Source organism: Scandinavium manionii (assembly GCF_024764775.1).
GTDB classification, from domain to species: domain Bacteria; phylum Pseudomonadota; class Gammaproteobacteria; order Enterobacterales; family Enterobacteriaceae; genus Scandinavium; species Scandinavium manionii.
Genome location: NZ_JALIGC010000034.1, coordinates 51798 through 75883 on the forward strand (window position 1 = coordinate 51798; position 24086 = coordinate 75883).

The 24086-nt window shown below is 56.9% G+C and carries 24 protein-coding genes and 1 pseudogene; 11 read left to right on the forward strand and 14 right to left on the reverse strand.

Features of this window, described 5'->3' with window-relative positions; translation table 11 throughout:
* Positions 1 to 10: 10 nt before the first annotated feature.
* From MUU51_RS05130 to MUU51_RS05145, 4 genes are read right to left on the reverse strand one after another with little or no spacing between them, the layout of a single operon-like run.
* Entirely contained in the window at positions 11 to 1126 is a 1116-nt protein-coding gene (locus MUU51_RS05130) for a Gfo/Idh/MocA family protein (RefSeq protein WP_159775372.1), read from the reverse strand.
* A complete protein-coding gene (locus MUU51_RS05135; protein ID WP_159775370.1) occupies positions 1123 to 2187 on the reverse strand; it encodes a sugar phosphate isomerase/epimerase family protein in 1065 nt (354 codons plus the stop codon). Before MUU51_RS05135 ends, MUU51_RS05130 begins: the two co-directional genes overlap by 4 nt.
* Positions 2187 to 3275 (reverse strand): Gfo/Idh/MocA family protein, encoded by a 1089-nt coding sequence (locus tag MUU51_RS05140; RefSeq protein WP_258967265.1) that lies wholly within the window; start codon positions 3273 to 3275, stop codon positions 2187 to 2189. The genes MUU51_RS05135 and MUU51_RS05140 overlap by 1 nt, the downstream gene beginning before the upstream one ends.
* Positions 3265 to 4512, reverse strand: a complete 1248-nt coding sequence (locus MUU51_RS05145) for an MFS transporter (protein WP_258967266.1) — start codon at positions 4510 to 4512, stop codon at positions 3265 to 3267. Before MUU51_RS05145 ends, MUU51_RS05140 begins: the two co-directional genes overlap by 11 nt.
* A gap of 185 nt (positions 4513 to 4697) precedes the next feature.
* On the opposite strand from MUU51_RS05145, the gene MUU51_RS05150 reads away from it, so the two are divergent.
* The gene (locus tag MUU51_RS05150) at positions 4698 to 5669 is read left to right on the forward strand and encodes a LacI family DNA-binding transcriptional regulator (RefSeq protein ID WP_159775364.1); all 972 of its coding nucleotides are present in this window, start codon (positions 4698 to 4700) and stop codon (positions 5667 to 5669) included.
* Between the two features lie 64 nt (positions 5670 to 5733).
* On the opposite strand, the pseudogene MUU51_RS05155 reads toward MUU51_RS05150, so the two are convergent.
* Positions 5734 to 5969, reverse strand: a pseudogene (locus MUU51_RS05155) (IS5/IS1182 family transposase); the annotation flags it as partial.
* Between the two features lie 226 nt (positions 5970 to 6195).
* Positions 6196 to 6921, reverse strand: coding sequence for an SDR family oxidoreductase (locus MUU51_RS05160; RefSeq protein ID WP_258967267.1), 726 nt, complete (start codon positions 6919 to 6921; stop codon positions 6196 to 6198).
* A 99-nt stretch (positions 6922 to 7020) separates the two neighbouring features.
* On the opposite strand from MUU51_RS05160, the gene MUU51_RS05165 reads away from it, so the two are divergent.
* A complete protein-coding gene (locus MUU51_RS05165) occupies positions 7021 to 7905 on the forward strand; it encodes a LysR family transcriptional regulator (RefSeq protein WP_258967268.1) in 885 nt (294 codons plus the stop codon).
* 330 nt (positions 7906 to 8235) lie between these two features.
* Here the strand turns inward: MUU51_RS05165 and MUU51_RS05170 are convergent, their stop codons facing one another.
* A complete protein-coding gene (locus MUU51_RS05170) occupies positions 8236 to 8409 on the reverse strand; it encodes a hypothetical protein (RefSeq protein WP_258967364.1) in 174 nt (57 codons plus the stop codon).
* 35 nt (positions 8410 to 8444) lie between these two features.
* Here MUU51_RS05170 and xthA point away from each other — a divergent pair, with 35 nt between their 5' ends.
* From xthA to MUU51_RS05200, 6 genes are all read left to right on the forward strand, one after another.
* Positions 8445 to 9251 (forward strand): exodeoxyribonuclease III, encoded by an 807-nt coding sequence (gene xthA, locus MUU51_RS05175; RefSeq protein WP_159775360.1) that lies wholly within the window; start codon positions 8445 to 8447, stop codon positions 9249 to 9251.
* A gap of 347 nt (positions 9252 to 9598) precedes the next feature.
* Positions 9599 to 10240, forward strand: coding sequence for a TVP38/TMEM64 family protein (locus MUU51_RS05180; protein ID WP_258967356.1), 642 nt, complete (start codon positions 9599 to 9601; stop codon positions 10238 to 10240).
* Positions 10240 to 11403 carry an ABC transporter substrate-binding protein gene (locus MUU51_RS05185; protein WP_258967269.1) on the forward strand — a complete coding sequence of 388 codons (1164 nt, stop codon included), beginning with the start codon at positions 10240 to 10242 and terminating at the stop codon, positions 11401 to 11403. Before MUU51_RS05180 ends, MUU51_RS05185 begins: the two co-directional genes overlap by 1 nt.
* Positions 11376 to 12923 (forward strand): ABC transporter permease subunit, encoded by a 1548-nt coding sequence (locus tag MUU51_RS05190; protein ID WP_258967270.1) that lies wholly within the window; start codon positions 11376 to 11378, stop codon positions 12921 to 12923. Before MUU51_RS05185 ends, MUU51_RS05190 begins: the two co-directional genes overlap by 28 nt.
* The gene (locus MUU51_RS05195; protein WP_258967271.1) at positions 12923 to 13555 is read left to right on the forward strand and encodes an ATP-binding cassette domain-containing protein; all 633 of its coding nucleotides are present in this window, start codon (positions 12923 to 12925) and stop codon (positions 13553 to 13555) included. The genes MUU51_RS05190 and MUU51_RS05195 overlap by 1 nt, the downstream gene beginning before the upstream one ends.
* 75 nt (positions 13556 to 13630) lie before the next feature.
* Complete coding sequence (locus MUU51_RS05200; protein WP_258967272.1) at positions 13631 to 14938, forward strand: rhodanese-like domain-containing protein; 1308 nt, start codon at positions 13631 to 13633, stop codon at positions 14936 to 14938.
* Here MUU51_RS05200 and MUU51_RS05205 read toward each other — a convergent pair.
* Both MUU51_RS05205 and MUU51_RS05210 read right to left on the reverse strand, forming a co-directional pair.
* Positions 14935 to 15585: a CDP-alcohol phosphatidyltransferase family protein gene (locus MUU51_RS05205; RefSeq protein WP_258967273.1), complete on the reverse strand. Its 651-nt coding sequence runs from the start codon at positions 15583 to 15585 to the stop codon at positions 14935 to 14937. The genes MUU51_RS05200 and MUU51_RS05205 overlap by 4 nt on opposite strands.
* Positions 15578 to 16144, reverse strand: a complete 567-nt coding sequence (locus tag MUU51_RS05210) for a carboxymuconolactone decarboxylase family protein (protein WP_258967274.1) — start codon at positions 16142 to 16144, stop codon at positions 15578 to 15580. The genes MUU51_RS05205 and MUU51_RS05210 overlap by 8 nt, the downstream gene beginning before the upstream one ends.
* 78 nt (positions 16145 to 16222) lie before the next feature.
* On the opposite strand from MUU51_RS05210, the gene MUU51_RS05215 reads away from it, so the two are divergent.
* Entirely contained in the window at positions 16223 to 16639 is a 417-nt protein-coding gene (locus tag MUU51_RS05215) for a pyrimidine (deoxy)nucleoside triphosphate diphosphatase (protein ID WP_309582915.1), read from the forward strand.
* On the opposite strand, the gene MUU51_RS05220 is transcribed toward MUU51_RS05215, so the two are convergent.
* The gene (locus tag MUU51_RS05220) at positions 16599 to 16874 is read right to left on the reverse strand and encodes a YnjH family protein (protein ID WP_125354832.1); all 276 of its coding nucleotides are present in this window, start codon (positions 16872 to 16874) and stop codon (positions 16599 to 16601) included. The genes MUU51_RS05215 and MUU51_RS05220 overlap by 41 nt on opposite strands.
* 235 nt (positions 16875 to 17109) lie before the next feature.
* Here MUU51_RS05220 and gdhA point away from each other — a divergent pair, with 235 nt between their 5' ends.
* The gene (gdhA, locus tag MUU51_RS05225; RefSeq protein WP_159775344.1) at positions 17110 to 18453 is read left to right on the forward strand and encodes an NADP-specific glutamate dehydrogenase; all 1344 of its coding nucleotides are present in this window, start codon (positions 17110 to 17112) and stop codon (positions 18451 to 18453) included.
* Positions 18454 to 18604: 151 nt separating this feature from the next.
* Here gdhA and MUU51_RS05230 read toward each other — a convergent pair whose 3' ends face one another.
* From MUU51_RS05230 to MUU51_RS05240, 3 genes are all read right to left on the reverse strand, one after another.
* Positions 18605 to 20533 carry a DNA topoisomerase III gene (locus MUU51_RS05230; RefSeq protein ID WP_258967275.1) on the reverse strand — a complete coding sequence of 643 codons (1929 nt, stop codon included), beginning with the start codon at positions 20531 to 20533 and terminating at the stop codon, positions 18605 to 18607.
* A gap of 4 nt (positions 20534 to 20537) precedes the next feature.
* Positions 20538 to 21581, reverse strand: coding sequence for a selenide, water dikinase SelD (gene selD, locus MUU51_RS05235; protein WP_159775340.1), 1044 nt, complete (start codon positions 21579 to 21581; stop codon positions 20538 to 20540).
* Between the two features lie 262 nt (positions 21582 to 21843).
* The gene (locus MUU51_RS05240; protein WP_258967276.1) at positions 21844 to 22437 is read right to left on the reverse strand and encodes a hypothetical protein; all 594 of its coding nucleotides are present in this window, start codon (positions 22435 to 22437) and stop codon (positions 21844 to 21846) included.
* 239 nt (positions 22438 to 22676) lie between these two features.
* Here MUU51_RS05240 and phoC point away from each other — a divergent pair, with 239 nt between their 5' ends.
* Positions 22677 to 23423 (forward strand): acid phosphatase PhoC, encoded by a 747-nt coding sequence (gene phoC, locus MUU51_RS05245; RefSeq protein ID WP_258967277.1) that lies wholly within the window; start codon positions 22677 to 22679, stop codon positions 23421 to 23423.
* Positions 23424 to 23472: 49 nt separating this feature from the next.
* Here phoC and MUU51_RS05250 read toward each other — a convergent pair whose 3' ends face one another.
* The gene (locus MUU51_RS05250; protein WP_258967278.1) at positions 23473 to 24024 is read right to left on the reverse strand and encodes an NAD(P)H nitroreductase; all 552 of its coding nucleotides are present in this window, start codon (positions 24022 to 24024) and stop codon (positions 23473 to 23475) included.
* Positions 24025 to 24086: the final 62 nt, after the last annotated feature.

Here is a 24086-nt window from a genome sequence, read left to right on the forward strand (position 1 = left end):
GTAAATTCTGCTACCAGTCCATCCATACCCCGCCCTTGTCGCTGCTGGCGCGCAGGGTTTCGATAAAGCGCATGCCGGACAGCCCTTCCATAATCCCCGGCAGCAGCGGCGTTGTGCCACCGCGAATTTTCGTTGCCGCCTCACGGTAGATTTGCGCGAAACCTTCCAGATAGCCCTCCGGGTGGCCCGCTGGTGTACGGCATTGATGGCGGATGGAATCATGATTATTCACGCCGTTACGCGTGACGACGTAACTATTCCCATGCAGCGGATGGATCTCCAGAATCTCCGGCTGCTGCTGGCGGAAGCAGATGCTGCCCCGACTACCAACAATTCGTAGACGCAGATCGTTTTCAAAGCCCGGCGCAACCTGGCTTGCCCACAGGCGTCCCCGCGCGCCGTTGGCATAACGCATTTCGGCGTAAACTTCATCGTCCAGTTCGCGTCCTTCAATGCGGGTCAGCAGCTCTCCTCGAATGGATGCTGGCTCCATCCCGGTGACAAACGCCGCCAGCTGCCAGGCGTGAGTGCCAATGTCGCCAATTGCCCCAGCCCCCGCAAACTGCGCTTTGCCGCGCCAGCTGGCTTGCTTGTTATCCGTCAATTCCAGCCGGTCGTTCAGCCAACCCTGCAGGTATTCCACTTCCACGTTGCGGATGTCGCCAATTTCGCTGTTGGCGATGCGCGCCCTCGCCTCACGCACCATCGGAAGCGCGCTGTAGTTATGGGTCAGAATAAAATGCGAGCCGCTCTGGTTGATGAGAAACGCCAGTTCTTTCCCTTCCGCAAGACTGACGCCCAGCGGCTTGTCGCAAATGACATGAATGTTCTTTTCAATGAATGCTTTGGCGATGGGAACGTGCAGGAAGTTAGGCGTGACGATGGCTACGGCTTCAATGCCGTCCGATCTTGCGGCCTCTTGTTCCGCCATCTTCTGCCAGCTTTCGTAGCTGCGGCCGGGCTCGACAAACAGTGCTTCTCCGCTGCGTTTCGCCACCTCCGTCGAAGAAGAAAACGCGCCCGCAACCAGCTCAAACTGATCGTCCAGCCGTGCCGCGATGCGATGCACGCCGCCAATAAACGAACCCTCACCGCCGCCCACCATGCCCAAACGTATGCGTTTCATCGTCCCCCCTCCAGTCCGAGCATTTTTTGTACTGTCGCTATGTCGCTGTCGTGCTGCGCAAAATCGTCAAAAGCATACTCAGCAACCGGAATGATGTGGTCGGAGATAAACTTCGCCCCTTCGCGCGCGCCCGCTTCGCCCGATTTCAGACAGCACTCCCACTCAAGCGTGGCCCACCCCTCGTAGTCATACTGCGCGAGCCTGCTGAAAATGCCTTTAAAATCGACCTGCCCGTCGCCCAGCGAACGGAAACGTCCTGGACGCTCAACCCACGGCTGGAATCCTGCATATACGCCGCTGCGGGCAGAGCGTTGAAACTCCGCATCTTTTACATGGAAGGCCTTAATACGGGAGTGATAAAGATCGATAAAGCCGAGGTAGTCCATGTGCTGCAGCAGCATGTGGCTTGGGTCAAAGAGAATATTGCAACGCGGATGGTTATCAACGAGTTTCAGAAAACGCTCAAACGTGACGCCATCATGCAAATCTTCACCGGGATGCAGCTCATAACAAACGTCGACGCCTGCCTCATCGAAGGCATCCAGTACGGGCCGCCAGCGTTTTGCCAGCTCCTTGAAGGCCTCATCGATAAGCACGGCATTGCGCGGCGGCCACGGATAGAAATATGGCCAGACCAGTGCGCCGGAGAAGGTGGCGTGGGCCTTCAGGCCCAGGTTTTGCGAAGCCCGGGCCGCCTGCTTCAGGCTTTCAATGCCCCACTGCTGGCGGGCCTGAGCATCGTGCGCCAGTTCAGGCGGGGCAAAACCAGCAAATGCAGCGTCGTAAGCCGGATGCACGGCAATCAGCTGGCCCTGCAAATGCGTTGAAAGCTCGCTGATTTTCAGACCGACGTTAGCCAGTGTGCCGCTGATTTCCGCACAGTAGTCTTTGCTTTCTGCTGCTTTGCGCAAATCAAAAATATGCGGCAGATGCGTCGGGATCTGCACCGCTTTGTAGCCCAGTCCGGCTGCCCAGACTGCCAGGGTATCCAGAGAGTTAAAAGGCGGTCTGTCGCCAATAAACTGGGAGAGAAAAATAGATGGCCCTTTTAGCGTTTTCATTACGAAACCTCCTTAATGTTCACCATGCGCTGCTCGCGTGCCGCGAGATCAGCCGCCAGCACCACCGCCAGGCTCTCAATGGCCTGCTGCTGGTGCTGCGTTAAATCGTTATCCTCAAGAATTGCGCGGGCAAAATAGCGCTGTTCCTGACGGCAGAGTTCAAAGTGGTCAGGTTCGCTGGCCGCGCTTATCCATTCATCCATTTGGGCGAATTCACCGTCGGCGTTTAGCCGGGAGTGATGCAGACGCAGGGACTCCGTGCGGGTGTGCGCTTCAACGTTTGCGGACTGCCCTTCACCGCCCGCCTCGCGGGCAACGATGGAGGCGGAACCCTGCGGCCCGATAACGTCCTTAATAAAGAACGCCGTCTGGCTTACCATCGGCCCCCAGCCCGCCTCGTACCAGCCCACCGAACCGTCGGTAAAGCGCACCTGGAGCTGGCCGTAATTAAACTGTTTCTCCGGGATTTCATCGCTTAACCGCACGCCGATAGCGCTGACTGAAAGCGGACTGGCCCGGGTCATCTGGCACATCACATCCAGATAGTGCACACCGCAGTCCACGATCGGCGACAGCGACTGCATCAGCATTTTGTGGGTGTGCCAGGCAGTCCCGGCACTCTGCTGGTTAAGGTTCATGCGCATCACCAGAGGTTTACCGAGCGTATGTGCCAGTTCAATAAACTGCTGCCAGACTGGGTGATGACGAAGAATGTAGCCAACGACGAGTTTTTTACCCGTCAGCTGGGCCGTTGCTGCTACGCGTTTAGCACCGGAAACGGTGGTAGCGATGGGTTTCTCGATAAAGACATGACAACCAGCGGCCAGGGCCGTCAGCGCCAGCACTTCATGGGTGTCCGGCCAGGTGGCGATACAAACTGCATCCGCCTGTGTCTGTTGAATCGCCTCCTGCATATCATTGAACAGCGGGAGTTCGGCCCCCAGTTGCCGCTGAAGACGATTTTTGGAGTCTCCGCGGGCGACCAGCCCGCAGAGAGTAAATTCCGGAAGCGCCTGATAGGCCAGAGCGTGAGCTGCGCCCATATTGCCGCAGCCCACTACCAGCACCCGGAGTGCCCTATCTGCCATTAGCCGCACCTTCTTTGTAATGGAAGGTGAAGAAGAAGATCGCGGCGATAACAACTGCAGCGATAGCAGGCATCCACCAGAAGTGCTGCCACTGAACCAGCGCCTCAGCCCCCTGCGCGGTGACCGAGCGGTTGAACACCGCACCACTGATCTGCGAGCCGATGAGCATCCCCAGCCCGTAGGTGAACAGCACCAGCAGGCTCTGCGCCTGGCCTTTCACCTTGTCGCCCGCCACTTTATCGGTATAGATAAAGCCGATAACGAAGAAGAAGTCGTAGCACACCCCGTGCAGGATAATGCCGATGTAAATCATCCAGCGGGTTTCCTCCGCGATGCTCAGCGCGAACATGGCATAACGCGCAAACCACGCGAGCATGCCGATCAGCAGCATCATTTTGATGCCGAGGCGGCGGAAGAAGAACGGGATCAGCAGCATGAACAGTAGCTCGGACATCTGCCCAAAGGCAATTACCCCGCTGACGTTTTCAAAGCCCAGCGCGGAGATAAACGGCGCGGCGTAGGCGTAGTAAGCGGCCAGCGGAATGGAAATCAGCGTGGCGCAGATAATAAACACCATGAAGTGCTTTTGTTTCAGCAGCGCAAAGGCGTCGGCGCAGACCAGGTCACGCATGGAGAGAGGTTTGCCGCGATCCGGCGCTGGCGTGTTTGGCAGCGTGAAGCTGTAGATGCCCAGTACCACCGAGGCAACGGCAGCCATGGTAAAGATGCCAGTGCTGTCGGATAGCCCGCTCATCCCGACAATCAGACCGGCAACAATCCAGCCGATGGTGCCGAAGGCGCGCACAATCGGGAAGCCCTTCTCGCTGTTTGCCAGGCTGTGAAACGCGACGTTGTTGCTGAGCGCGATGGTCGGCATATAGCAAAGCATGTAGGCGAAAATGACCCACAGCAGACCACTTTGCCCGCTTTCAAACATACCCGGCAACCACCACAGCAGCGCCGCGCCAACAAGATGCAATATGCCCAGCACTTTCTGCGAGGCAAAGAAACGGTCAACCAGCATCCCGAGTACGAACGGCGAAAGGATCGAGGCGATTGGCCCGGTGGAATACGCATCCCCTATCACCGCGCTCAGCCCGTATTTGCCCATCACCACGCCCAGCGTCACGTACCAGGCACCCCAGACGAAAAATTCCAGAAACATCATTAACGACAGGCGCGGGATCACCCATTTATGGGTAAGTACCTGAGCCCCAACGGCTGATTGAGAAGACATACATCCTCCACGACAGAGTATTGATTTAAGGGTAAGAGGTTATTTTTGTAATCGATTACATTAACAGATCATTAAAAATGTAATCGATTTCAGAAGGGTTGCCATCATGCCTGCGAATTATTTGATACTATTGATGCAAATCTGGAATGTGCTTCACAAATAGCCACTGCGCTTAAAGGATCAGCATGTCGATAGAGAAAGTCGCGCGTACTGCAGGTGTCTCCACCGCCACCGTCTCCAGAGTGCTGAACGGCAATCCTGCGGTTAAGCCTGATACCCGTGACAAGGTACTGGCTGCCATTCAGTCCTGCGACTACCAGCCCAACCTGCTGGCCCGTCAGCTTCGCACGGCGCGCAGTCGCATGTTATTGGTCCTTGTCTCCAACATCACCAACCCCTTCTGTGCTCGCGTCGTTCGCGGCATTGAAGAAGAAGCGGAAAAACACGGCTACCACATTCTTCTATGTAACTCTGAATCCCGACTAACGCGCGAATCCGCCTATCTCCAATTGCTGAGTGGCAAAGTCGTGGACGGCGTGATCACCATGGATGCCATCAGCTGTCTACCGGGCTTAACGACGCTTATCGGCGATTCCCCGTGGGTGCAGTGCGGCGAAGGTGATCCGAGCTATAACGCCTCTTCCGTGACAATCGATAACTTCAAAGCGGCCGCGGCTGCGGTGGATCACCTTACCAGCAAGGGCTACAAGCGTATCGCACTGATCAACGGCGATCTGCGTTACCTCTATTCCCAGCAGCGTGAGGCAGGCTACCGGTCGGCGACAAGCAGTGCCTGGCAGGCCGTAGTTTATGCGGACACGCTCGAATATCAGGCTGGTGTGCAGGCAATGGCGGAACTGTTCACCATGCCGGAGCCGCCGGACGCCGTATTTGCCATCTCGGACGCATTAGCCGGAGGTGCATTACATTACGCCCACATGAACGGAATACGAGTACCGCAAGATGTAGCAATTATGGGATTCGACGGCGTGCCGTTCGGCTCGGTAACCAGCCCGCCGCTGACCACAGTCGAACAGCCAATGCACCAGTTGGGCGTGCGCAGCGTACAGCTCCTGCTAGAGAGAATTGATAACCCGGAGGTGGAAACGGTGAATGAAATTCTGGACTGGAAACTGGTGGTGCGCGGATCGGTGTAGGGGTGAACGGCTTTGTTGAATAAATCAGATTTGGGGCAAGCATCTTCGTAGCTGGTTGCCGTTGTCAGATAATACGCACGCTTTCTGGCATGCCTGCCTTCGTCATTTTGTTCAGTGCACGCACCATGGCCAAAGCCTCTGCAACCTGACCATCGTAGTCACGCAACGTCAGCGAACCACCGAACAACTGCTTTACCCTGTGCGTCGCCGCGTATCGTAAGCACCATCCGCCGCCGCTAACCTGACTTTTCGGTGGGTCTGCCGGACAACCCCCGGGAGAGCTTCAGCGTCCGTGACATCTGCTGTGTGCCAGAAGCGGAAGGTGTTTACATCATACGGCATTTACTTATAGGCGCAGGTCATCTGGATAATCTCGGCCCGGGAAAGGGTTTCTTTCGTAATGATGAGAGTAACAGACGGTCTCCAGGGCATGCCTGATAAGTAGAGCAGTTTCCTTTGTCAGTTGAACTAACAGCATTCGTAGCGGCTGATGCCCTGGCTGCAACAGGGATCAGCCTTTTAAAGATTAATGCATGCTCTGCGTTGGCCTGACTACTATTTCATTTACGTCTACATTATCTGGCTGCTCGATAACGTATCGTACTGCCCGACCTATCGCATCTGGCTGCAAAGCAATGGAACGGTAGCTTTTCATCGCTTCAGCTGCTGTTGGATCGGTGATGCTGTTAGCAAGCTCGCTTTCGACTACACCTGGGTGTACACACGTAACCCTTAGCTGACTATTCTCCTGACGTAATCCATCAGAAATAGCCCTCACTGCAAACTTTGTAGCACAGTAAACAGCAGCGGTTGGAGACACGGTCAACGCACCGATTGAAGCTATATTAATGATATGCCCGGATGCACGCTCCAGCATCGAAGGCAATACTGATGCGATACCATAAAGCACACCTCTGATATTAACATCAACCATTTGGTCCCATTCATCAACTTTAAGCGAGGCCATAAGTGACAGCGGCATAATACCGGCGTTATTGATTATTACATCAACTCGTCCCCATTTAGTCAGGGCATAGTCAGTAAACTGTTGTACTGATTTTCGGCAAGTAACGTCGAGCATATGGCTGTCAACTTCTGCACCATAAAAACGTAACTCCTCCGCAAGCTGAGCTAAACGCTCTTCGCGACGAGCGCCCAATAACAGAATTGCATCAGTTTTGGCCAGTTCCATCGCAATTCCTGCACCAATACCACTGGATGCCCCGGTAATTAAGATCACTTTCTTAGTCATACATCTTCCCCTGTTTACGTAGTGCTGGTGATCTTACTCTGGGCAAACTATAAAGATAATCCGGCGATTACTTAACAGACTCGTAACGATGGCTAACCAATGACAGTTGATAAAAACGCGCTTGAGGTATTCGTACTGGTTGCACAGACTCGTAATTTTCGTATAGCGGCAGAGCGATTGGGAGTGACGCGTTCGGCTATTAGTCAGACTTTACGTCGGCTGGAAGAACAACTGAATATTTCACTGATGCATCGCACAACACGAAGTATTAATCTGACCGAGGCAGGAAAGCAGCTTTATGACGAGGTCGCTCCCGCTATTGAACAACTCAATTGCGCAGTGACAGACATCGCTGAGCAGATTGCAGAACCGCGTGGTCAGCTGCGGCTGGCTGTATCATCAATTGCTGAAAGGATAATTGGTGGCAAATTGCTGGCAGATTTTATTTCCGCGTACCCTCATATCGAACTGGAAATTACTATCACCGATGATGAGTTCGATATTGTGGAGCAGGGCTACGATGCTGGCGTGCGGCTCGGAGAGGTTATCGCACAGGATATGATTGCGATCCCGGTTTCAACCTTACAACGGCAAGTCGTGGTAGCCTCCCCGGGCTATATTACGCAATATGGCGCTCCGCAACATCCCAATGAGTTGATCAATCATCGCTGCATTGGCTGGCGAAAATCCCCAGGTATTGCACCTTATCGTTGGGAGTTTGCCGAACAAGGACGTGATTTTGACGTGAATGTAAGCCCTCAACTCACTACCAACGATATGGGGGTGATGATTCGTACGGTTTGCGCAGGTGGCGGAGTAAGCTTTGGAATGGCAGAATCTTTTCAGCCATTTATCGATCGTGGAGAACTGGTATCGCTTTTAGATGACTGGCTACCTACTTTTCCAGGCTTTTATCTCTATTTCTCTGGCAGGAAACATCTTGCACCAAAAGTCAGAGCATTTATCGATCATGTCAGGATGTGAAAGGTTTTAAGTTTGAATGGTCGAATTATAGAAGATATTTCATAGCCATTTACTATGGGGAAGTGAAAGCGCTAATGCCCGGTATTCGCTCATACCAGACGCGCTGCCAGCACACATAACCTCTGGGAAAACACTTGTTCACCTGCACCCTTCGCAGTAATCTCGCCCGGCACCTGCAACATCCGTTGCCTGGATTAGCCTCCAGAAAAACTTGGTGGATACACAATGGCGGATTTACGCCGTTGAATATTTCACTTGGTGTATGGAGTTCAACCGATGACTCCCCTTCTTCCCCCAGACTGCGATTTACTGACTATCCCCTTTAGCGCCTCAACCGATTTTCTCGATCTGGCCGACTGCTGCGACCGCTTTGCGGCAACCCTGAATGAATGCGTCAGCCAGCAGAACATTGATTGGATAATGGAGGGGTTGTGCCAGCGCATCGGGTTGGCACAACCCCAATCGGACAACAGACGAGTCACACAGCGGAAATTCTGCTAACATCCGTGCATCATTCACCTTGCACAGTGGCAGCGACTATGAAATTTCTTTCTTTTAATATCAACGGCCTGCGCGCCCGCCCACACCAGTTACAAGCCATCGTCGACAAGCACCAGCCAGACGTTATCGGCCTGCAGGAAACCAAAGTTCACGACGACATGTTCCCGCTCGAAGATGTCGCGAAGCTCGGCTACAACGTGTTTTATCACGGTCAGAAAGGCCATTACGGCGTGGCGCTGCTGACCAAAGAGACGCCGATCTCCGTGCGTCGCGGTTTCCCGGGCGACGATGAAGAGGCCCAGCGCCGCATCATCATGGCGGAAATCCCATCCCCGTTCGGCAACGTCACGGTGATTAACGGTTACTTCCCACAGGGTGAAAGCCGCGACCATCCGACCAAATTCCCGGCCAAACAAAAGTTTTACCAGGACCTGCAAAATTACATCACCAGCGAACTGAAGCCTGAGAACCCGGTTCTGATCATGGGCGACGTGAACATCAGCCCGACGGATCTGGACATCGGTATCGGGGAAGACAACCGCAAACGCTGGCTGCGCACCGGGAAATGTTCATTCCTGCCGGAAGAGCGCGAATGGATGGATCGTCTGGTTGGCTGGGGCCTGGTGGACACCTTCCGTCATGCGAACCCGGAAACGCAGGACCAGTACTCGTGGTTCGACTACCGTTCAAAAGGGTTTGATGACAACCGCGGCCTGCGTATCGACCTGCTGCTGGCAAGCCAGGGCCTGGCGCCGCATTGCATCGAAACCGGGATCGACTACGAAATTCGCAGTATGGAAAAACCGTCCGACCACGCGCCGGTGTGGGCGACATTTAAGAAATAACGCCCCTTCGCCTGACGTTGTCGCCGACGTCAGGCGTTTTTGTCCCGAGAAATGCGCGCTGTAGCCTCTTTACTTGCGTGATATCAAAGACGTGGCCCGCCGGGCGCAGGGTAAAATGCGCGTCCCAAATGCCCCTCATACCCCACGGAGAACACGGATGCCAAAGAAGCCCTGAAAAGGACAGAATGTAAGCTGCTCCTGCTATTACTTCTCTCCGGCATTGTGCTTTTCGTTGTTCATCATAGCGGCCTCGCCGCGCTGTTTACGCCTGCCGAAACGGCTGAACGAGGCCCGCAGTGACGCGCGTCTGGCGTTCCCGCGCTGCGCTGTTGCTGGCTGTCTGTATAATGCTGGGCGCTTACCTGCTGTTCCCAGGCGTGAAGGCGTTTGTTGATGGCAGCTTCGCGGCTTTTGCTCACTTCGACAGCGCCGATCTGGAACGTTTCATTCAATCCTGGGGCCCGCAGGCTGCCGCCGTTTCCTTCTTTTTGATGATCCTGCAGGCCATTGTCGCCCCGCTCCCCGCCTTTCTGATCACCTTCGCTAACGCCTCGCTGTTTGGTGCTTTCTGGGGCGGCGTGCTGTCGTGGACCAGCGCGATGGCGGGCGCGGCATTGTGCTTTTATATCGCCAGAATCCTCGGGCGCGGCGCGGTGGAAAAGCTGACCGGCAAAACGGTGCTCGATAGTATGGACACCTTTTTTAATCGCTACGGCAAACACACGATCCTCATTTGCCGCCTGCTGCCGTTCGTGCCCTTCGACCCGATTAGCTATGCCGCCGGGCTGACGTCGCTGCGCTTTCGTTCGTTTATGCTGGCAACCGGGCTCGGCCAATTGCCTGCCACTGTTGTCTACTCCTGCGTCGGCAGCTGGCTGACGGGCGGCACGTACTGGCTGGTCACCGGGCTGCTGACCCTGTTCGCCCTGGCTATCCTGTTGATGACGGCTAAAAAATTCTACGCTGAACGCCAAAAGAGGTCCCGATAATGCGTCTTCTCTCCCGCCGTTTGTTATGGATAACCTTGCTCGCGGTCAGCCCGTGGGCGTTAGCCGCCCAAAGCTGGCAGCAAACCGAACAGGAGGCTCGCGGGCAAACCGTGTGGTTCAACGCCTGGGGCGGCGATCGGGCGGTGAACCGCTATCTCGACTGGGTCAGCGGAGAGGTGCTGCGCGACTACGGCGTTACGCTTAAAATGGTGCATCTGGCTGATGCGGCAGATGCGGTGAAACGCATTCAGACCGAAGCCCGCGCCGGGCGTGCGCACGGTGGCTCGGTGGATTTACTGTGGGTCAACGGCGAAAACTTCCGCACCCTGAAAGAGGCGAATTTGCTGCAAACCGGTTGGGCGCAGACCCTGCCAAACTGGCAGTATGTCGACATGCAAAAGCCGGTGCTGGAGGATTTCTCCATCCCGACAGACGGAGCGGAATCCCCCTGGGGCAGCGCCCAATTAACGTTTATAGCCCGTCGCAGCCAGACGCCGCAGCCGCCGGAATCACCGCAGGCATTGCTGGATTTTGCCACTACGCACCCTGGCACCGTGACCTATCCGCGCCCACCGGATTTCACCGCTACCGCATTTCTGGAACAGCTGCTGTTGAACCTGACGACCCAGCCTGATGCACTCAGGCAACCGCCAAATGACGCTACTTTCGCCGCCGTCACCGCGCCGCTGTGGGCATATCTCGACAAACTGCACCCGCATTTGTGGCGTAACGGCAGCGATTTCCCCGCCTCTCCGGCCCGAATGGACGCGATGCTGACCAACGGCACGCTGCGCCTGTCGCTGACTTTCAACCCGATGCACGCCAGCCAAAAAGTAGCCAGCGGTGAATTGCCGAATGACAGCTTCAGCTTTGGGTTTAGCCAGGGCATGCTCGGCAACGTGCATTTTGTGACGATCCCGGCTAATGCCCGCGCCGTGGCTGGCGCGCAGGTGGTGGCGAACTTTCTGCTGTCGCCCGCAGCACAGCAGCGCAAAGCCGCCCCGGCGGTCTGGGGAGATCCGACGGTGCTGGACATGAGCAAACTCCCGACGCCGTGGCCAGCCGCACAGTCGGAAAAAACGCCTCCGGTGCTGGCTGAACCGCACGCCGCCTGGGTTAATGCGCTGGAGCAGGAATGGTTACGCCGCTACGGCACGCACTGACGGTGCTGCTGTGGGCCGCGATGGGGCTGATTTATTTGCCCCTGCTGCCCGCTGTCGTGCTGCTACTGATGCCCGCGCTGACGCTCGCCAACTGGCAGGCGCTGTTGGGCGACCCGCAGCTTCCTCAGGCAGCGTTGGCGACGATGGTCTCCACGCTTATCGCCGTCGTCGGCGCCTTCGCCCTCGCGTTATCGGTGGTGGCGGCGTTATGGCCCTCTCAGCAATGGCAACGTCTGGCGGCCCGCCTGCCGCTGCTGCTCGCGCTGCCTCATGTGGCGTTCGCCAGCGCGGCGTTACTGCTGTTTGCCGAAGGCGGCTGGTTGTTCCACCTGCTCCCGCAGTTTACCCCGCCGATTGACCGCTACGGTATCGGGCTGGGTCTGACGCTGGCGGTGAAAGAGAGCGTGTTTTTGCTGTGGGCGATTTATGCCCTGGCGGGTGATAAAGGATTAGCCGAACAATGCCTGACGCTGCGCAGCCAGGGTTACGGCCGCTGGCAATGCGTGGCGTGGATTGTGCTACCGCGTTTGCTGCCACAGCTGCGTATTGTACTGCTGGCGACCGCCGCCTGGACACTCTCTGCCGTCGACGTGGCGCTGATCCTCGGCCCCGGCAACCCGCCGACGCTGGCGGTGCTGGCCTGGCAGTGGCTGTCTCAGGGGGATGCTTTGCAACAGGCGCAAGGTTCGCTGGCATGCCTGCTTCTGATCCTGATGCTGGCGGCGCTGGTGCTCGTCGCCCATCTGCTGTGGCGCGCCTTCCGCGCCCGGGTACCTGACTTTCAGGGCGTTCGCCATCCGCAGCCGTTGGCATTACTGGGTAAAGTGCTGGCCTGGCTATTGCCGCTCAGCGGCGTGCTGTGCGCGGTAACGCTGTGGCTATTTTCCGACAGCGAACTGGCGAATATCGACAGTATCAACAATAGTCTGTGGCTGGCGCTGGGCGCATCGCTGCTCAGCCTGGCGCTCTGTTTGCTGTGGCTGGAGTATGGCCCACAGCGCTGCTATTCATTGATCTGGGCCTGGATTTGGCTGCCGCTGGTGCTGCCCGCGCTGCCCCTCGCCGCCGGGCAATATCAGCTGGCGCTACTCAGCTGGCAGGACGGCCAATGGCTGACGGTGCTGTGGGGGCATTTGCTGTGGGTGATGCCATGGATGCTGTTTATTCTGCAGCCCGCCTGGCGACGGCTCGACCCGCGGCTGCTGACGATCGCCCGCACGCTCGGCTGGCGTCGCTGGCGCTGCTTCTGGCGGGTAAAAGGCCCTTTACTGCTGCGTCCGATCCTCGCCGCGCTGGCGGTCGGTTTTTCCGTCAGCATCGCGCAATATTTGCCAACGCTGTGGCTCGGGGCCGGGCGCATTACCACCCTGACCACCGACGCCGTAGCGCTCAGCAGCGGCGGCAGTACGCCAATGCTCGCCACTCAGGCCCTGTGGCAACTGCTGCTGCCTGGCTGTTTTTTCCTGCTCATCGCCCTGCTGTTACGGTGGCTGGGCCATTATCGACAAGGACTCCGTTAATGCTGAAAGTGGATGGTCTGACGGTGACACACTGCGGCAAAACGCTGCTCAATGACGTGGATTTTCAGGTGCAAAATGGCGAAATCCTGACGCTGATGGGCGCGTCCGGAAGCGGGAAATCAACGTTACTCTCATGGATGGCGGGCGCGCTGGACGGCGCATTTCAGGCTCGCGGCCAACTGTCGCTGAACGATCGGCGATGTGACACCTTGCCTACCGAAGCGCGGCGCATCGGCATTCTGTTTCAGGATGCGCTTTTATTTGACCATTTCAGCGTGGGGCAAAATCTGCAGTTAGCGCTGCCCGCCTCGGTACCGCGCACGCAGCGACGTCCTCAGGCTGAAGCCGCGCTCGACAGCGCGGGCTTAGGCGGGTTTTATACCCGCGACCCGGCTACGCTTTCCGGCGGGCAACGCGCGCGGGTGGCGCTGCTGCGTTCCCTGCTGGCGCAGCCTGACGCGCTGTTGCTGGACGAACCGTTTAGCGGCCTCGATGCCGCGCTGCGCGACAGCTTCCGCGCATGGGTATTTGCCGAAGTGAAGCAGCGCCACATCCCGGTGATTCTGGTGACGCATGACGTGGCCGATATCCCGGCCGATGGCCGCTTTCTGCGGCTTGAAAGCTGGGGCTAAACTGCGCCAGCGCAAGGATTTTCCCAAAACGAGGGTCCAGAATGACGCTTCTTTTTTCTACTGACGGGCAATTCGATGAAACGTGTTTCTCAACTGACCGCGCTGGCCCTGCTGATCGGGCTGTCTTCTTCGGTTTCTTTCGCGGCTGATATGCTTTCGCCACTCACCTTCACCCAGCTTCAGCAGCAGAAAGGCGTCGCCATCGACACCCGTCTGAGCGCGTTCTACAACGGCTGGCCGCAGGCACTGAACGGCAGCGAAGGCCATGAACCGGCGGCGCTCAATCTCTCCGCCAGCTGGCTTTCGGCCATGAGTGACGCGCAGCTGACCGACTGGATCAAACAGCACCAGTTGCAGACTTCCACGCCGGTGGCGCTGTACGGGGCCGATAACGATAACGCCGCCGTGGCGGAACGCCTGAAAAAAGCGGGCCTGACCCACGTCAGCCTGCTCGGTGATGCGCTCACTCAACCGGAACGCCTGCAAAAACTGCCGCACTTTGGGCAACTGGTGTATCCGCAGTGGCTGCATGACATGCAGGAAGGAAAAGCGGTGACCGCCGCCCCGAAAGGCGACTGGAAGGTTATCGAGGCGGCCTGGGGCGCGCCGAAACTTTACCTGTTGAGCCATATTCCGGGCGCGGGCTACATCGACACCAACGACGTCGAAAGTGAACCGCTGTGGAACAAAGTCTCTGATGATAAGCTGAAAGCGCTGCTGGCAAAACAGGGTATCCGCCACGACACCACCGTGATTCTCTACGGACGCGATGTGTACGCCGCCGCACGCGTGGCGCAAATTCTGCTGTATGCCGGGGTGAAAGACGTGCGGCTGTTAGACGGCGGCTGGAAAACATGGTCTGACGCGGGCCTGCCGGTGGAACGCGGCACGCCAGGTAAAACCACGCCTGCACCTGATTTCGGGGCCACGCTTCCGGGCCAGCCGCAGCTGATGCTGGATACCGAACAGGCGCGGGGTTTGGTGCATCGCAAAGATGCTTCGCTGGTCAGCATTCGTTCGTGGCCAGAATTTATCGGCACCACCAGCGGCTACAACTACATCAAGCCAAAAGGTGAGATCGCCGGGGCGCGCTGGGGCCATGCGGGCAGCGATTCGACCCATATGGAAGATTTCCACAACCCGGACGGCACCATGCGCAGCGCCGATGATATCGCAGCGATGTGGGCGCAATGGCACATTCTGCCGTCGCAGGAGGTGTCGTTCTACTGCGGTACCGGCTGGCGCGCCTCTGAAGCCTTCATGTACGCTCGCGCCATGGGTTGGCAGAACGTGTCGGTGTACGACGGCGGCTGGTACGAATGGAGCCAGAACGCCAGGAACCCGGTCAGCCGCGGCGATCGCGGCCCGGATTCCTCGCGTTAATCTTCACCCGTTCCGGCAGCACCCTGCTGCCGGGCTTCCAGCGATGCCAGCGTGACATAACCACTCCACACCCGAGTAAACGTCGTCAACCAGCACAGGCCGCCGAAGAACCACGCCATCCCCGCAAAGTAACCCGGAAACAGGCAGCTCAAGACGAACAGCGCAATGGTTTCGCTGCCTTCGGTAAACCCACCGAGATAATAAAACGATTTATGCGCATAGCCAGGATTGTCTATCTGGTGCTTCGCCGCCAGCGCCGCAAAGGCTAAAAAACTGCTGCCGGTGCCGATAAACGCAAACAGCAGCCAGCCACCCGCCAGCGCATTCTCCAGCGGATTCGCCAGGATGAAGCCGAACGGCACCAGGGCGTAAAACAGGAAATCCAGAGCAATATCCAGAAAACCACCGGCGTCTGTCAGGCCCCGTCGCCGCGCCAGTGCGCCATCCAGTCCGTCGAGCAGACGGTTGAGCATAATCGCCCCCAGCGCCGGGGCGTACCAGCCCAGCGCCAAAAACGGCAGCGCCAGCACGCCAATCGCGAAACCCACCAGCGTAATACCGTCTGGCGTGATGCCTGGCCTGTCGAGTTTCTCCGCCGCCCGGTTGAGCCACGGTTTGAGACGAGGATGAAGATGACGGTCAAGCATGCGGTTTCCCCTGCACGTCGCACAGGCCTTGCGAAGGGATATCCAGTGCGGCGTTAAATCGAGCCGAAAGGTTCTGAAACGCCACCAGCGCGGTCATTTCGCAGATAGCCTCGTCGTCGTAAAAACGCGTGAGCGCCGCTTTTTGCGCGTCGCTAACGAGAGGCGGCGTAGCGGTCATGGCGTCGGCATATTCCAGCGCCGCGCGTTCGGCTTCGCTGAACAACGTCGAGCACGGCCAGTGCGCCACCGCCTGTACTTTTTCCAGCGCATTACAGCGCTGTACCAGCCGCAACGTGTTGGCATCAATACAGAACGCACAATGACACTGCTGTGACACGCGGGTCATCAGCAACGCCCGCAGTTCCGGTGAAAGACGGGCTTTTTTGCGCTCCAGCCAGCCGACAAACAACGCAACCAGCCAGAAAAGACGCGGCATGCGTCCCCACCAGCGGGTCGGGTTCAGCACCTCACCGTAGTGTTTCTTTTGCATTTTGACGATCGGGGCAAGCGAAGGCGGGATTTTGCTCAGCGGCGGTACCCACGGTTGACGATTTTTCACCCGGACACTCCTGCAGATCTTCAGATTTATCAACGGCAGAGATAGTATGACACGCTCGCAACAGGAACTTTGACTTCTATGCTGAAAACTATTGATGTGGTGGCGGCCATTATTGAACGCGCGGGATTGATTTTACTGGCCCAGCGTCCGGCGCATGCCGACCAGCCGGGGCTGTGGGAATTTCCCGGCGGTAAAGTGGAAGCCGGAGAGTCGCAGCCCGAGGCGCTTATCCGCGAACTGCATGAAGAGTTGGGCATTGATGCCCTGCCCGCAGCGTATGTGGCGAGCCATCAGCGGGAAGTGTCCGGGCGCATTATCCATTTGCATGCCTGGCACGTGCCGGAATATCACGGCGAGCTGACCGCGCACGAACACAGCCAGCTGGTTTGGGTGCAACCCGAAGAGGCGTTTGACTGGGAACTGGCACCCGCCGATATCCCACTGCTGGAAGCGTTTATTGCCTTACGCGACGCCAGACCAGCGGATTGGTGCTGAGCGTTTTTTCATCGCGCTGGCACTGTAACAGTACGCCTTCGGCTTTCACCACCGCGCCTTCGCTGTAGTTCTGGTTTTGATAGATGCAACACTGGGCACAGGGCTGCCCACGCTGACCGCCGCTGCTAAAAACCTCCGGCGGCACATTCACTTCCACATCCGGCCCGAAGCGCTCTGCAGCCTGCACGCCGCTGCCAAGAAGCAACAGCAGCCCCGCCATCAGATATCGTTTCATTGTCATTCCTTTTTTCTGGGTTCTCAGATAACTATATCGACCCTTTCGCCGTTTTCTTAAATTTTCGTTGTCATCGTTTTTTGTTATGACAAACCGCCCGTTATAAGTTTTCCCCTTCTGAGGCGATTTTTCCTTGCCTGCCGCTGCGTCAGCGGAGATAGTCGAAAGAAAGCGATCCGCAAATAATAAACACACAAACATCATACCGTTATAGACATAAGAGGAACTTATCTTCATGGAACCGACTCTCTCTCTGGAAACATTCCTGGACCGCGTTCAGCAACGCGACCCGCATCAGGGCGAATTTGCGCAGGCCGTGCGCGAAGTGATGTCCACCCTGTGGCCGTTCCTGGACGCCAATCCGCGCTATCGTCAGATGTCGCTGCTGGAACGCCTGGTTGAACCAGAGCGCGTGATCCAGTTCCGCGTCACCTGGGTCGACGACCGTAATCAGGTGCAAGTTAACCGCGCCTGGCGCGTGCAGTTCAACTCGGCGATTGGCCCGTTTAAAGGCGGGATGCGTTTTCATCCGTCGGTAAACCTGTCGATCCTCAAATTCCTCGGCTTTGAACAAACCTTCAAAAACGCGCTCACCACCCTGCCGATGGGCGGGGGTAAAGGCGGGAGCGATTTCGATCCAAAAGGCAAAAGTGAAGGGGAAATCATGCGGTTCTGCCAGGCGTTGATGACCGAACTGTACCGCCATTTAGGCGCAGACACCGACGTTCCAGCAGGTGATATTGGCGTCGGCGCGCGTGAAGTGGGCTTTATGGCCGGGATGATGAAAAAACTCTCCAACAACACCGCCTGCGTGTTTACCGGAAAAGGGCTGTCGTTTGGCGGCAGTCTGATCCGCCCTGAAGCGACGGGCTACGGATTAATCTACTTCACCGACGCAATGCTTAAACGTCACGGTCTGAGCTTCGAAGGAATGCGCGTTGCGGTCTCCGGCTCCGGCAACGTGGCGCAGTACGCGATTGAAAAAGCGATGGAACTGGGCGCACGCGTGGTGACCGCGTCAGATTCCAGCGGTACCGTGGTGGATGAAGCCGGGTTTACGGCGGAAAAACTGGCGCGTCTGGAAGAAATCAAGAGCAGCCGCGATGGCCGGGTGTCCGATTACGCCCGTGAGTTTGGCCTGCAATATCTCGAAGGTCGGCAGCCGTGGTCCGTGCCGGTGGATATCGCCCTGCCATGCGCCACGCAAAACGAACTGGATGCCGATGCGGCCCGTCTGTTGATTGCCAATGGCGTGAAAGCGGTAGCCGAAGGCGCCAATATGCCGACCACTATCGCCGCCACCGATTTGTTCCTTGAGGCGGGCGTACTGTTTGCGCCAGGCAAAGCAGCGAACGCGGGCGGCGTGGCAACGTCCGGACTGGAAATGGCACAGAACGCCGCGCGAATGGGCTGGAAGGCTGAGAAAGTCGATGCCCGTTTACATCACATCATGCTGGATATTCATCAGGCATGCGTCGAGTACGGCGGAGAAGGCAAACAAACACATTACGTGCGCGGGGCGAACGTCGCCGGATTCGTGAAGGTGGCGGATGCGATGCTGGCGCAGGGTGTGATTTAAGGTTGTTTAGTTAGGTTGATTGCCCGGCGGCGCTAACGCTTGCACGGACCTACAGAGTTTGTCAGGCCTACGGCTTTGTAGGCCTGACAAACACAGTGCCGTCAGGCCTACGGCTTTGTAGGCCTGACAAACACAGTGCCGTCAGGCAATGCTAAGACGTTTCAGATTTTTTCTTACGCGCCTTACTGAAGGTTTTCTTTTTCTGCTGCTGCTCGCCGCCCGGGGCCACCAGGCCACGGAACTGTTTCACCGGCGTGCTTCGCGCCTGCTGAATCAAATCAAACAACGTGCCGACCAGCGGCTGCATGAAATCCTGATAGCGACACTGCTTTTCACTAATTTGCGTCAGCACTGATTCCCAGTGCGCGGTCATGTCCGGTCGTCCGGCCATTTCCGGCAGCGAGTGGATCAGCGCCCTTCCCGCTTCAGATGAATGAATGTAGCGCCCCTTTTTGGTCAGGAACCCTCGCTTAAACAGCAGCTCGATGATCCCGGCGCGCGTCGCTTCGGTGCCTAAACCATCCGTCGCACGCAGGATCTTCTTCAGGTCTTTATCCTGCACAAAACGCGCAATCCCGGTCATCGCGGAAAGGATGGTGGCATCAGTGAAATGCCGCGGCGGCTGGGTCTGACGTTCAACCACTTCGCCTTTTTCGCACAGCAGTTCGTCGCCCTTCGCCACCACCGGCAGCGGAGTGCCGTCATTGTCTTCGTCACGCTCTTTATTGCCGAGCAGCGTGCGCCAGCCAGCTTCTGCGAGGAAACGCGCTTTGGCGATGAATTTCCCGTTGGCGATCTCCAAATCAATCTGACATTTGCGGAACACCGCATCCGGGCAGAACTGCATCAGATATTGGCGGGCCACCAGCTCATACACCTTGGCTTCGTTGTCGGTCATTCTCACCGACGAACTGCGCGCCGTTGGGATGATGGCGTGGTGAGCATCGACCTTTTTGTCATCCCAGCAGCGGTTGCGAATTTCAGGGTCAACAACCGGCTGCGGCAGCAAACCCGAGGCGTGCACGCTTATTGCGTTCAGCACCGCCTCGCGTCCGGCAAAATGCTCTTCCGGCAGATAACGGCTGTCGGAACGCGGATAGGTAATCAGCTTGTGGGTTTCGTACAGTTTCTGGCAGATATCCAGCACGTTCTGCGCGCTGAAACCAAAACGTTTGGCGGCTTCAATCTGCAACGCGGACAGCGAAAACGGCAGCGGGGCCGGTTCTGAATCCCGTTTATCATTATACGCAGTGACGACCGCCGGTTGCCCGGCAATGCGCCCCAGCACGTGATCGGCCAGCGGGCGATGCAGCAAACGCCCTTCTTCATCCTGATACGGTTCACAGGCTTCGCTCGGCTGCCACGTGGCGGTGAAACGCTCGTCGGCAGGCGTGACGATATGCGCTTTCACGTCGAAGAAATCTTTCGAGACGAAGTTTTCAATTTCTTCATCACGACGCACCACCAGCCCGAGCACCGGCGTTTGTACCCGACCAACGGAGAGCACGCCCTGATAGCCCGCGTTGCGGCCCAGCAGCGTGTAAGCGCGGGTCATGTTGATGCCGTACAGCCAGTCAGCGCGCGCGCGCGCCAGCGCGGACACGCACAGCGGGATGAAATCGTTGTTGGAGCGCAGACGGGAAATCGCGCGTTCAACCGCCTGCGGGTTGAGATCGTTAATCAGACAGCGCTGCACCTGCCGACGCTTTTCCGCCGGCATGTCGAGATAATCCAGCACTTCATCCACCAGCAGCTGCCCTTCTCTGTCCGGGTCACCCGCGTGGATGACTTCGGTAGCGTCGTGCAACAGGCGCTTGATAGCGTTCAGCTGTTTGGTCACTGACGGCCGCGGTTGCAGCCGCCATTTTTCCGGCACAATCGGCAAGTCCATCAGGTTCCAGCGCGCATAACGGCTGTCGTAGACATCCGGCTGCGCCTGTTCCAGCAGGTGACCGATACACCAGGTGACAACCTGGCCGTTACCACATTCGATAAAGCCATCGCCCCGACGATGCGGCTTGGGCAGCACGTCGGCGATGGCACGGGCCAGACTCGGTTTTTCCGCAATAAACAAGCGCATGCGGTTAGCTTATCTCGATCATCGGTCGTCCGCCGCGCGCGGTCACCAGCTCGCCGATGGCAGTCAGCGTAATGCCGTACTCCGCCGCAATGGTTTTGGTTTCGTCTTCCGCCTCCGGCAGCACTGCCAGCAGCAAGCCGCCGGAGGTTTGCGGGTCACACAGCAGGTTGCGCCACGCTTCCGGCATATCACCCATCAGGTGGCCGTAGCTCACAAAGTTACGGGACGTGCCACCAGGAACCGCGCCCTGTGCAATGTACTCTTCCACGCCCGGCAGTTTCGGCACGTCGGCAAAACGGATTTGCGCCTGCACGCCCGCACCCTGACACATTTCGCTCAGGTGCCCAAGCAGACCAAAACCGGTCACATCGGTCATCGCTTTGATGCCGTCGATATTGGCGAAGGCCGCGCCCGCGATGTTCATCTGGCACATGACTTCCGTCGCCAGGCCTTGATGTTCAGATTTAAGCAGTGATTTTTTCTCGGCGGTCGTCAGCACGCCAATGCCCAACGGTTTGGTGAGATACAGTTTGCAGCCCGCCTGGGCAGTGCTGTTTTTCTTCACGCGTTCTGTTGGCACGATACCGGTCACCGCGAGACCAAAAATCGGCTCTGGCGCATCAATAGAATGACCGCCAGCCAGCGCAATTCCGGCCTGTTGGCAGGCAAAACGCCCGCCTTCAATCACTTCGCGGGCAATTTCTGGTGCCAGAGTGTTAATCGGCCAACCGAGAATGGCGATGGCCATGATCGGTTTTCCCCCCATCGCGAAGATATCGCTGATGGCGTTGGTCGCGGCGATACGCCCAAAATCAAACGGGTTATCGACGATGGGCATGAAGAAATCGGTGGTACTGATAACCGACGTCCCGTTACCCAAATCGTAAACGGCGGCATCGTCGCGCGTTTCATTGCCGACAAGCAGGTTCGGGTCGACAAACTTCGCCTGCTCACTGTGCAGGATGGTTTCCAGCACTTTGGGGGAAATTTTACAACCGCAACCGGCTCCGTGGCTGTATTGCGTCAAACGAATGGCTTGCTCGCTCATGGACATCTCCTGTCATTGCAACCGATCCCGGCTATACACAAAATCATTCGGGTTGCATCGAGGCGGCAAGTTTGAAGAGCCCAGAAGCATAGATAACTATGTGACTGGGGTCTGAAAGCGTAGCCAACACAGAGGCAACCCGAAGGATGACGTGTATATGTTAGCGCCCATTTGCTGAGGGAGTAAGAGCGACAATCTGATTTCGCGCGCTGTTGCTCATTAAGCGCGCAATCAGGCGAATAAACCCAGGGCTAAACCCGGATCAATTCATTTGTACGTCACTATAGATTTTGTGGCGCAGCATATTGTACTGATACTTACACTCTTTCAGCGGCCACGTCGGTGCCAGGTCATTTTTGCCCTGGGTGATATCGGTAATGATGACCTCGTTGATGTAATACCCCCCTTGTCCGGTATAGGCTTCATAGCTGTGCCCGGCTGTCGGAACAAAACTGCGGGAAGCGTCATGCCGCGTTTGCGAATACTGCGTCTCACTTACCGTGGAATAACCTAGGCTCAGGTACTGTCCTGCCTTGATCGTATACTCCATAACATCCAGCCCCTTCAACGGCGAGCCTTCTGGAACCGGCGCAATCCCCGCCACGGTCTTGTTACGCGTGGATTTTATCCCCAACACATTTATGCCGGCAGTCAGTGATTTGCTATCGACTTCCTGGAGGCATGACCCCACCCTGGTATAAATGTGCAGTGTCAGCGCATCGGCATTGTTTGATACCCGAAGCTTCGCCGCATCGGCTCCTACATAATCGTCTAAAGAAGAAGATGTCGAGATAACACAGCCACTTAGCATAGCCACACCACAAGCAAGGAGTGGAGGTTTGATTCTCTGAATCATTATTTTTCCCTTTTATTTTCTTGGGTAACAACGCATCGCCCTTACAAAAAGAGTAACGGCCATTGACGTTCAAACTTGATACTCCTCGCGCCCAATAAACACACTCTTCGATGCGTAAATGCATTCACGATACTTATGAATGAGCCGTTTTGCGAGGTGCCGCAACTTTTTAAACGCAAATTTATGACAGAAATGTGACAGCCCGACCTTTGGACGATCCACATAAAAAAGGAACCACAATGAAAAAGAGTCTTCTTGCGTTTTGCGTTGCCAGTTTGTTTTCCGTTAATGCCTTCGCGCTGGTGCCCTCCGGGAATGATGCCACCACCAAACCTGACCTCTATTACCTGAAAAATGCCCAGGCAATTGATAGCCTTGCCCTGCTGCCACCGCCGCCGGAAGTGGGCAGCATCGCGTTTCTGAACGATCAGGCGATGTATGAGCAGGGTCGCTTACTGCGTTCCACCGAGCGCGGTAAACAGGCGGCAGAAGATGCCAACCTGAGCAGCGGCGGCGTGACCAATGCTTTCTCCAGTGCATTTGGTTCGCCTATTACCGCGAAAGACAGCCCTGAGCTGCACAAACTGCTGACCAATATGATTGAAGATGCGGGCGACCTTGCGACCCGTTCGGCCAAGCAGAAATACATGCGTGTCCGCCCGTTCGCGTTCTACGGCGTGCCGACCTGCAATACCAAAGAGCAGGACGAACTGGCGAAAAACGGTTCATATCCGTCAGGCCATACGTCCATCGGTTGGGCAACTGCGTTGGTGCTGGCGGAAGTGAATCCGGCACGCCAAAACGATATCCTGAAACGCGGGTATGATCTGGGAGAAAGCCGGGTGATTTGCGGTTACCACTGGCAGAGCGATGTGGATGCGGCGCGGATTGTCGGTTCCGCGGTTGTGGCTACGCTGCATACCAACCCGGCGTTCCAGCAGCAGTTGCAGAAAGCCAAAGATGAGTTTGCGAAGACACAGAAATAATGTCGACAGTGCCCGGCGGCGCAATGCCTGCCGGGCACTGTTTTCTGACTCAGAATTTCACAACAAACGGCGTGGCATCGGGGATGGAAACCGTCGTTGACGCCTTCAGCTGTGGCGTACCGAGATACAGGAAGCCGACAATTTTATCCTGTTCGCGACACTGCAAACCCTCTCGAACCACCGGGCTTTCGGTCAGCGCACCGCTACGCCAGATACCGTTAAACCCTTGCGCGACAGCTGCCATTTGCATCGCCATCACCGCACAACCTGCGGACATTTCCTGCTCCCACACCGGCACTTTATGATCCGGCGTACACTTTGCCACCACCGCAATAATCAGCGGCGCACGGAACGGCGCGTTGCGGGCTTTGTCGATGGCTTTATCGTCCTGTCCGGCGTTAACCGCGCCCTTTTCCAGTAGTTGGCTAAAACGTTCCCGGCCTTCGCCTTCAATCACAAAGAACTGCCACGGTTGCAACGTGCCGTGATCGGGTGCGCGCAAGCCCGCGCGCAGGATATTTTCCAGCTGTTCCCCTTCCGGCGCGGGTTCTGCCAGACGGGAAGCGCTGCGGCGGTTAACGAGTAATTCGAGTGCATCCATTGATAAATCTCCTGTCACGGGGTTTTTCATAAAATTAACATGACAGCAGAATTTGTTACAGC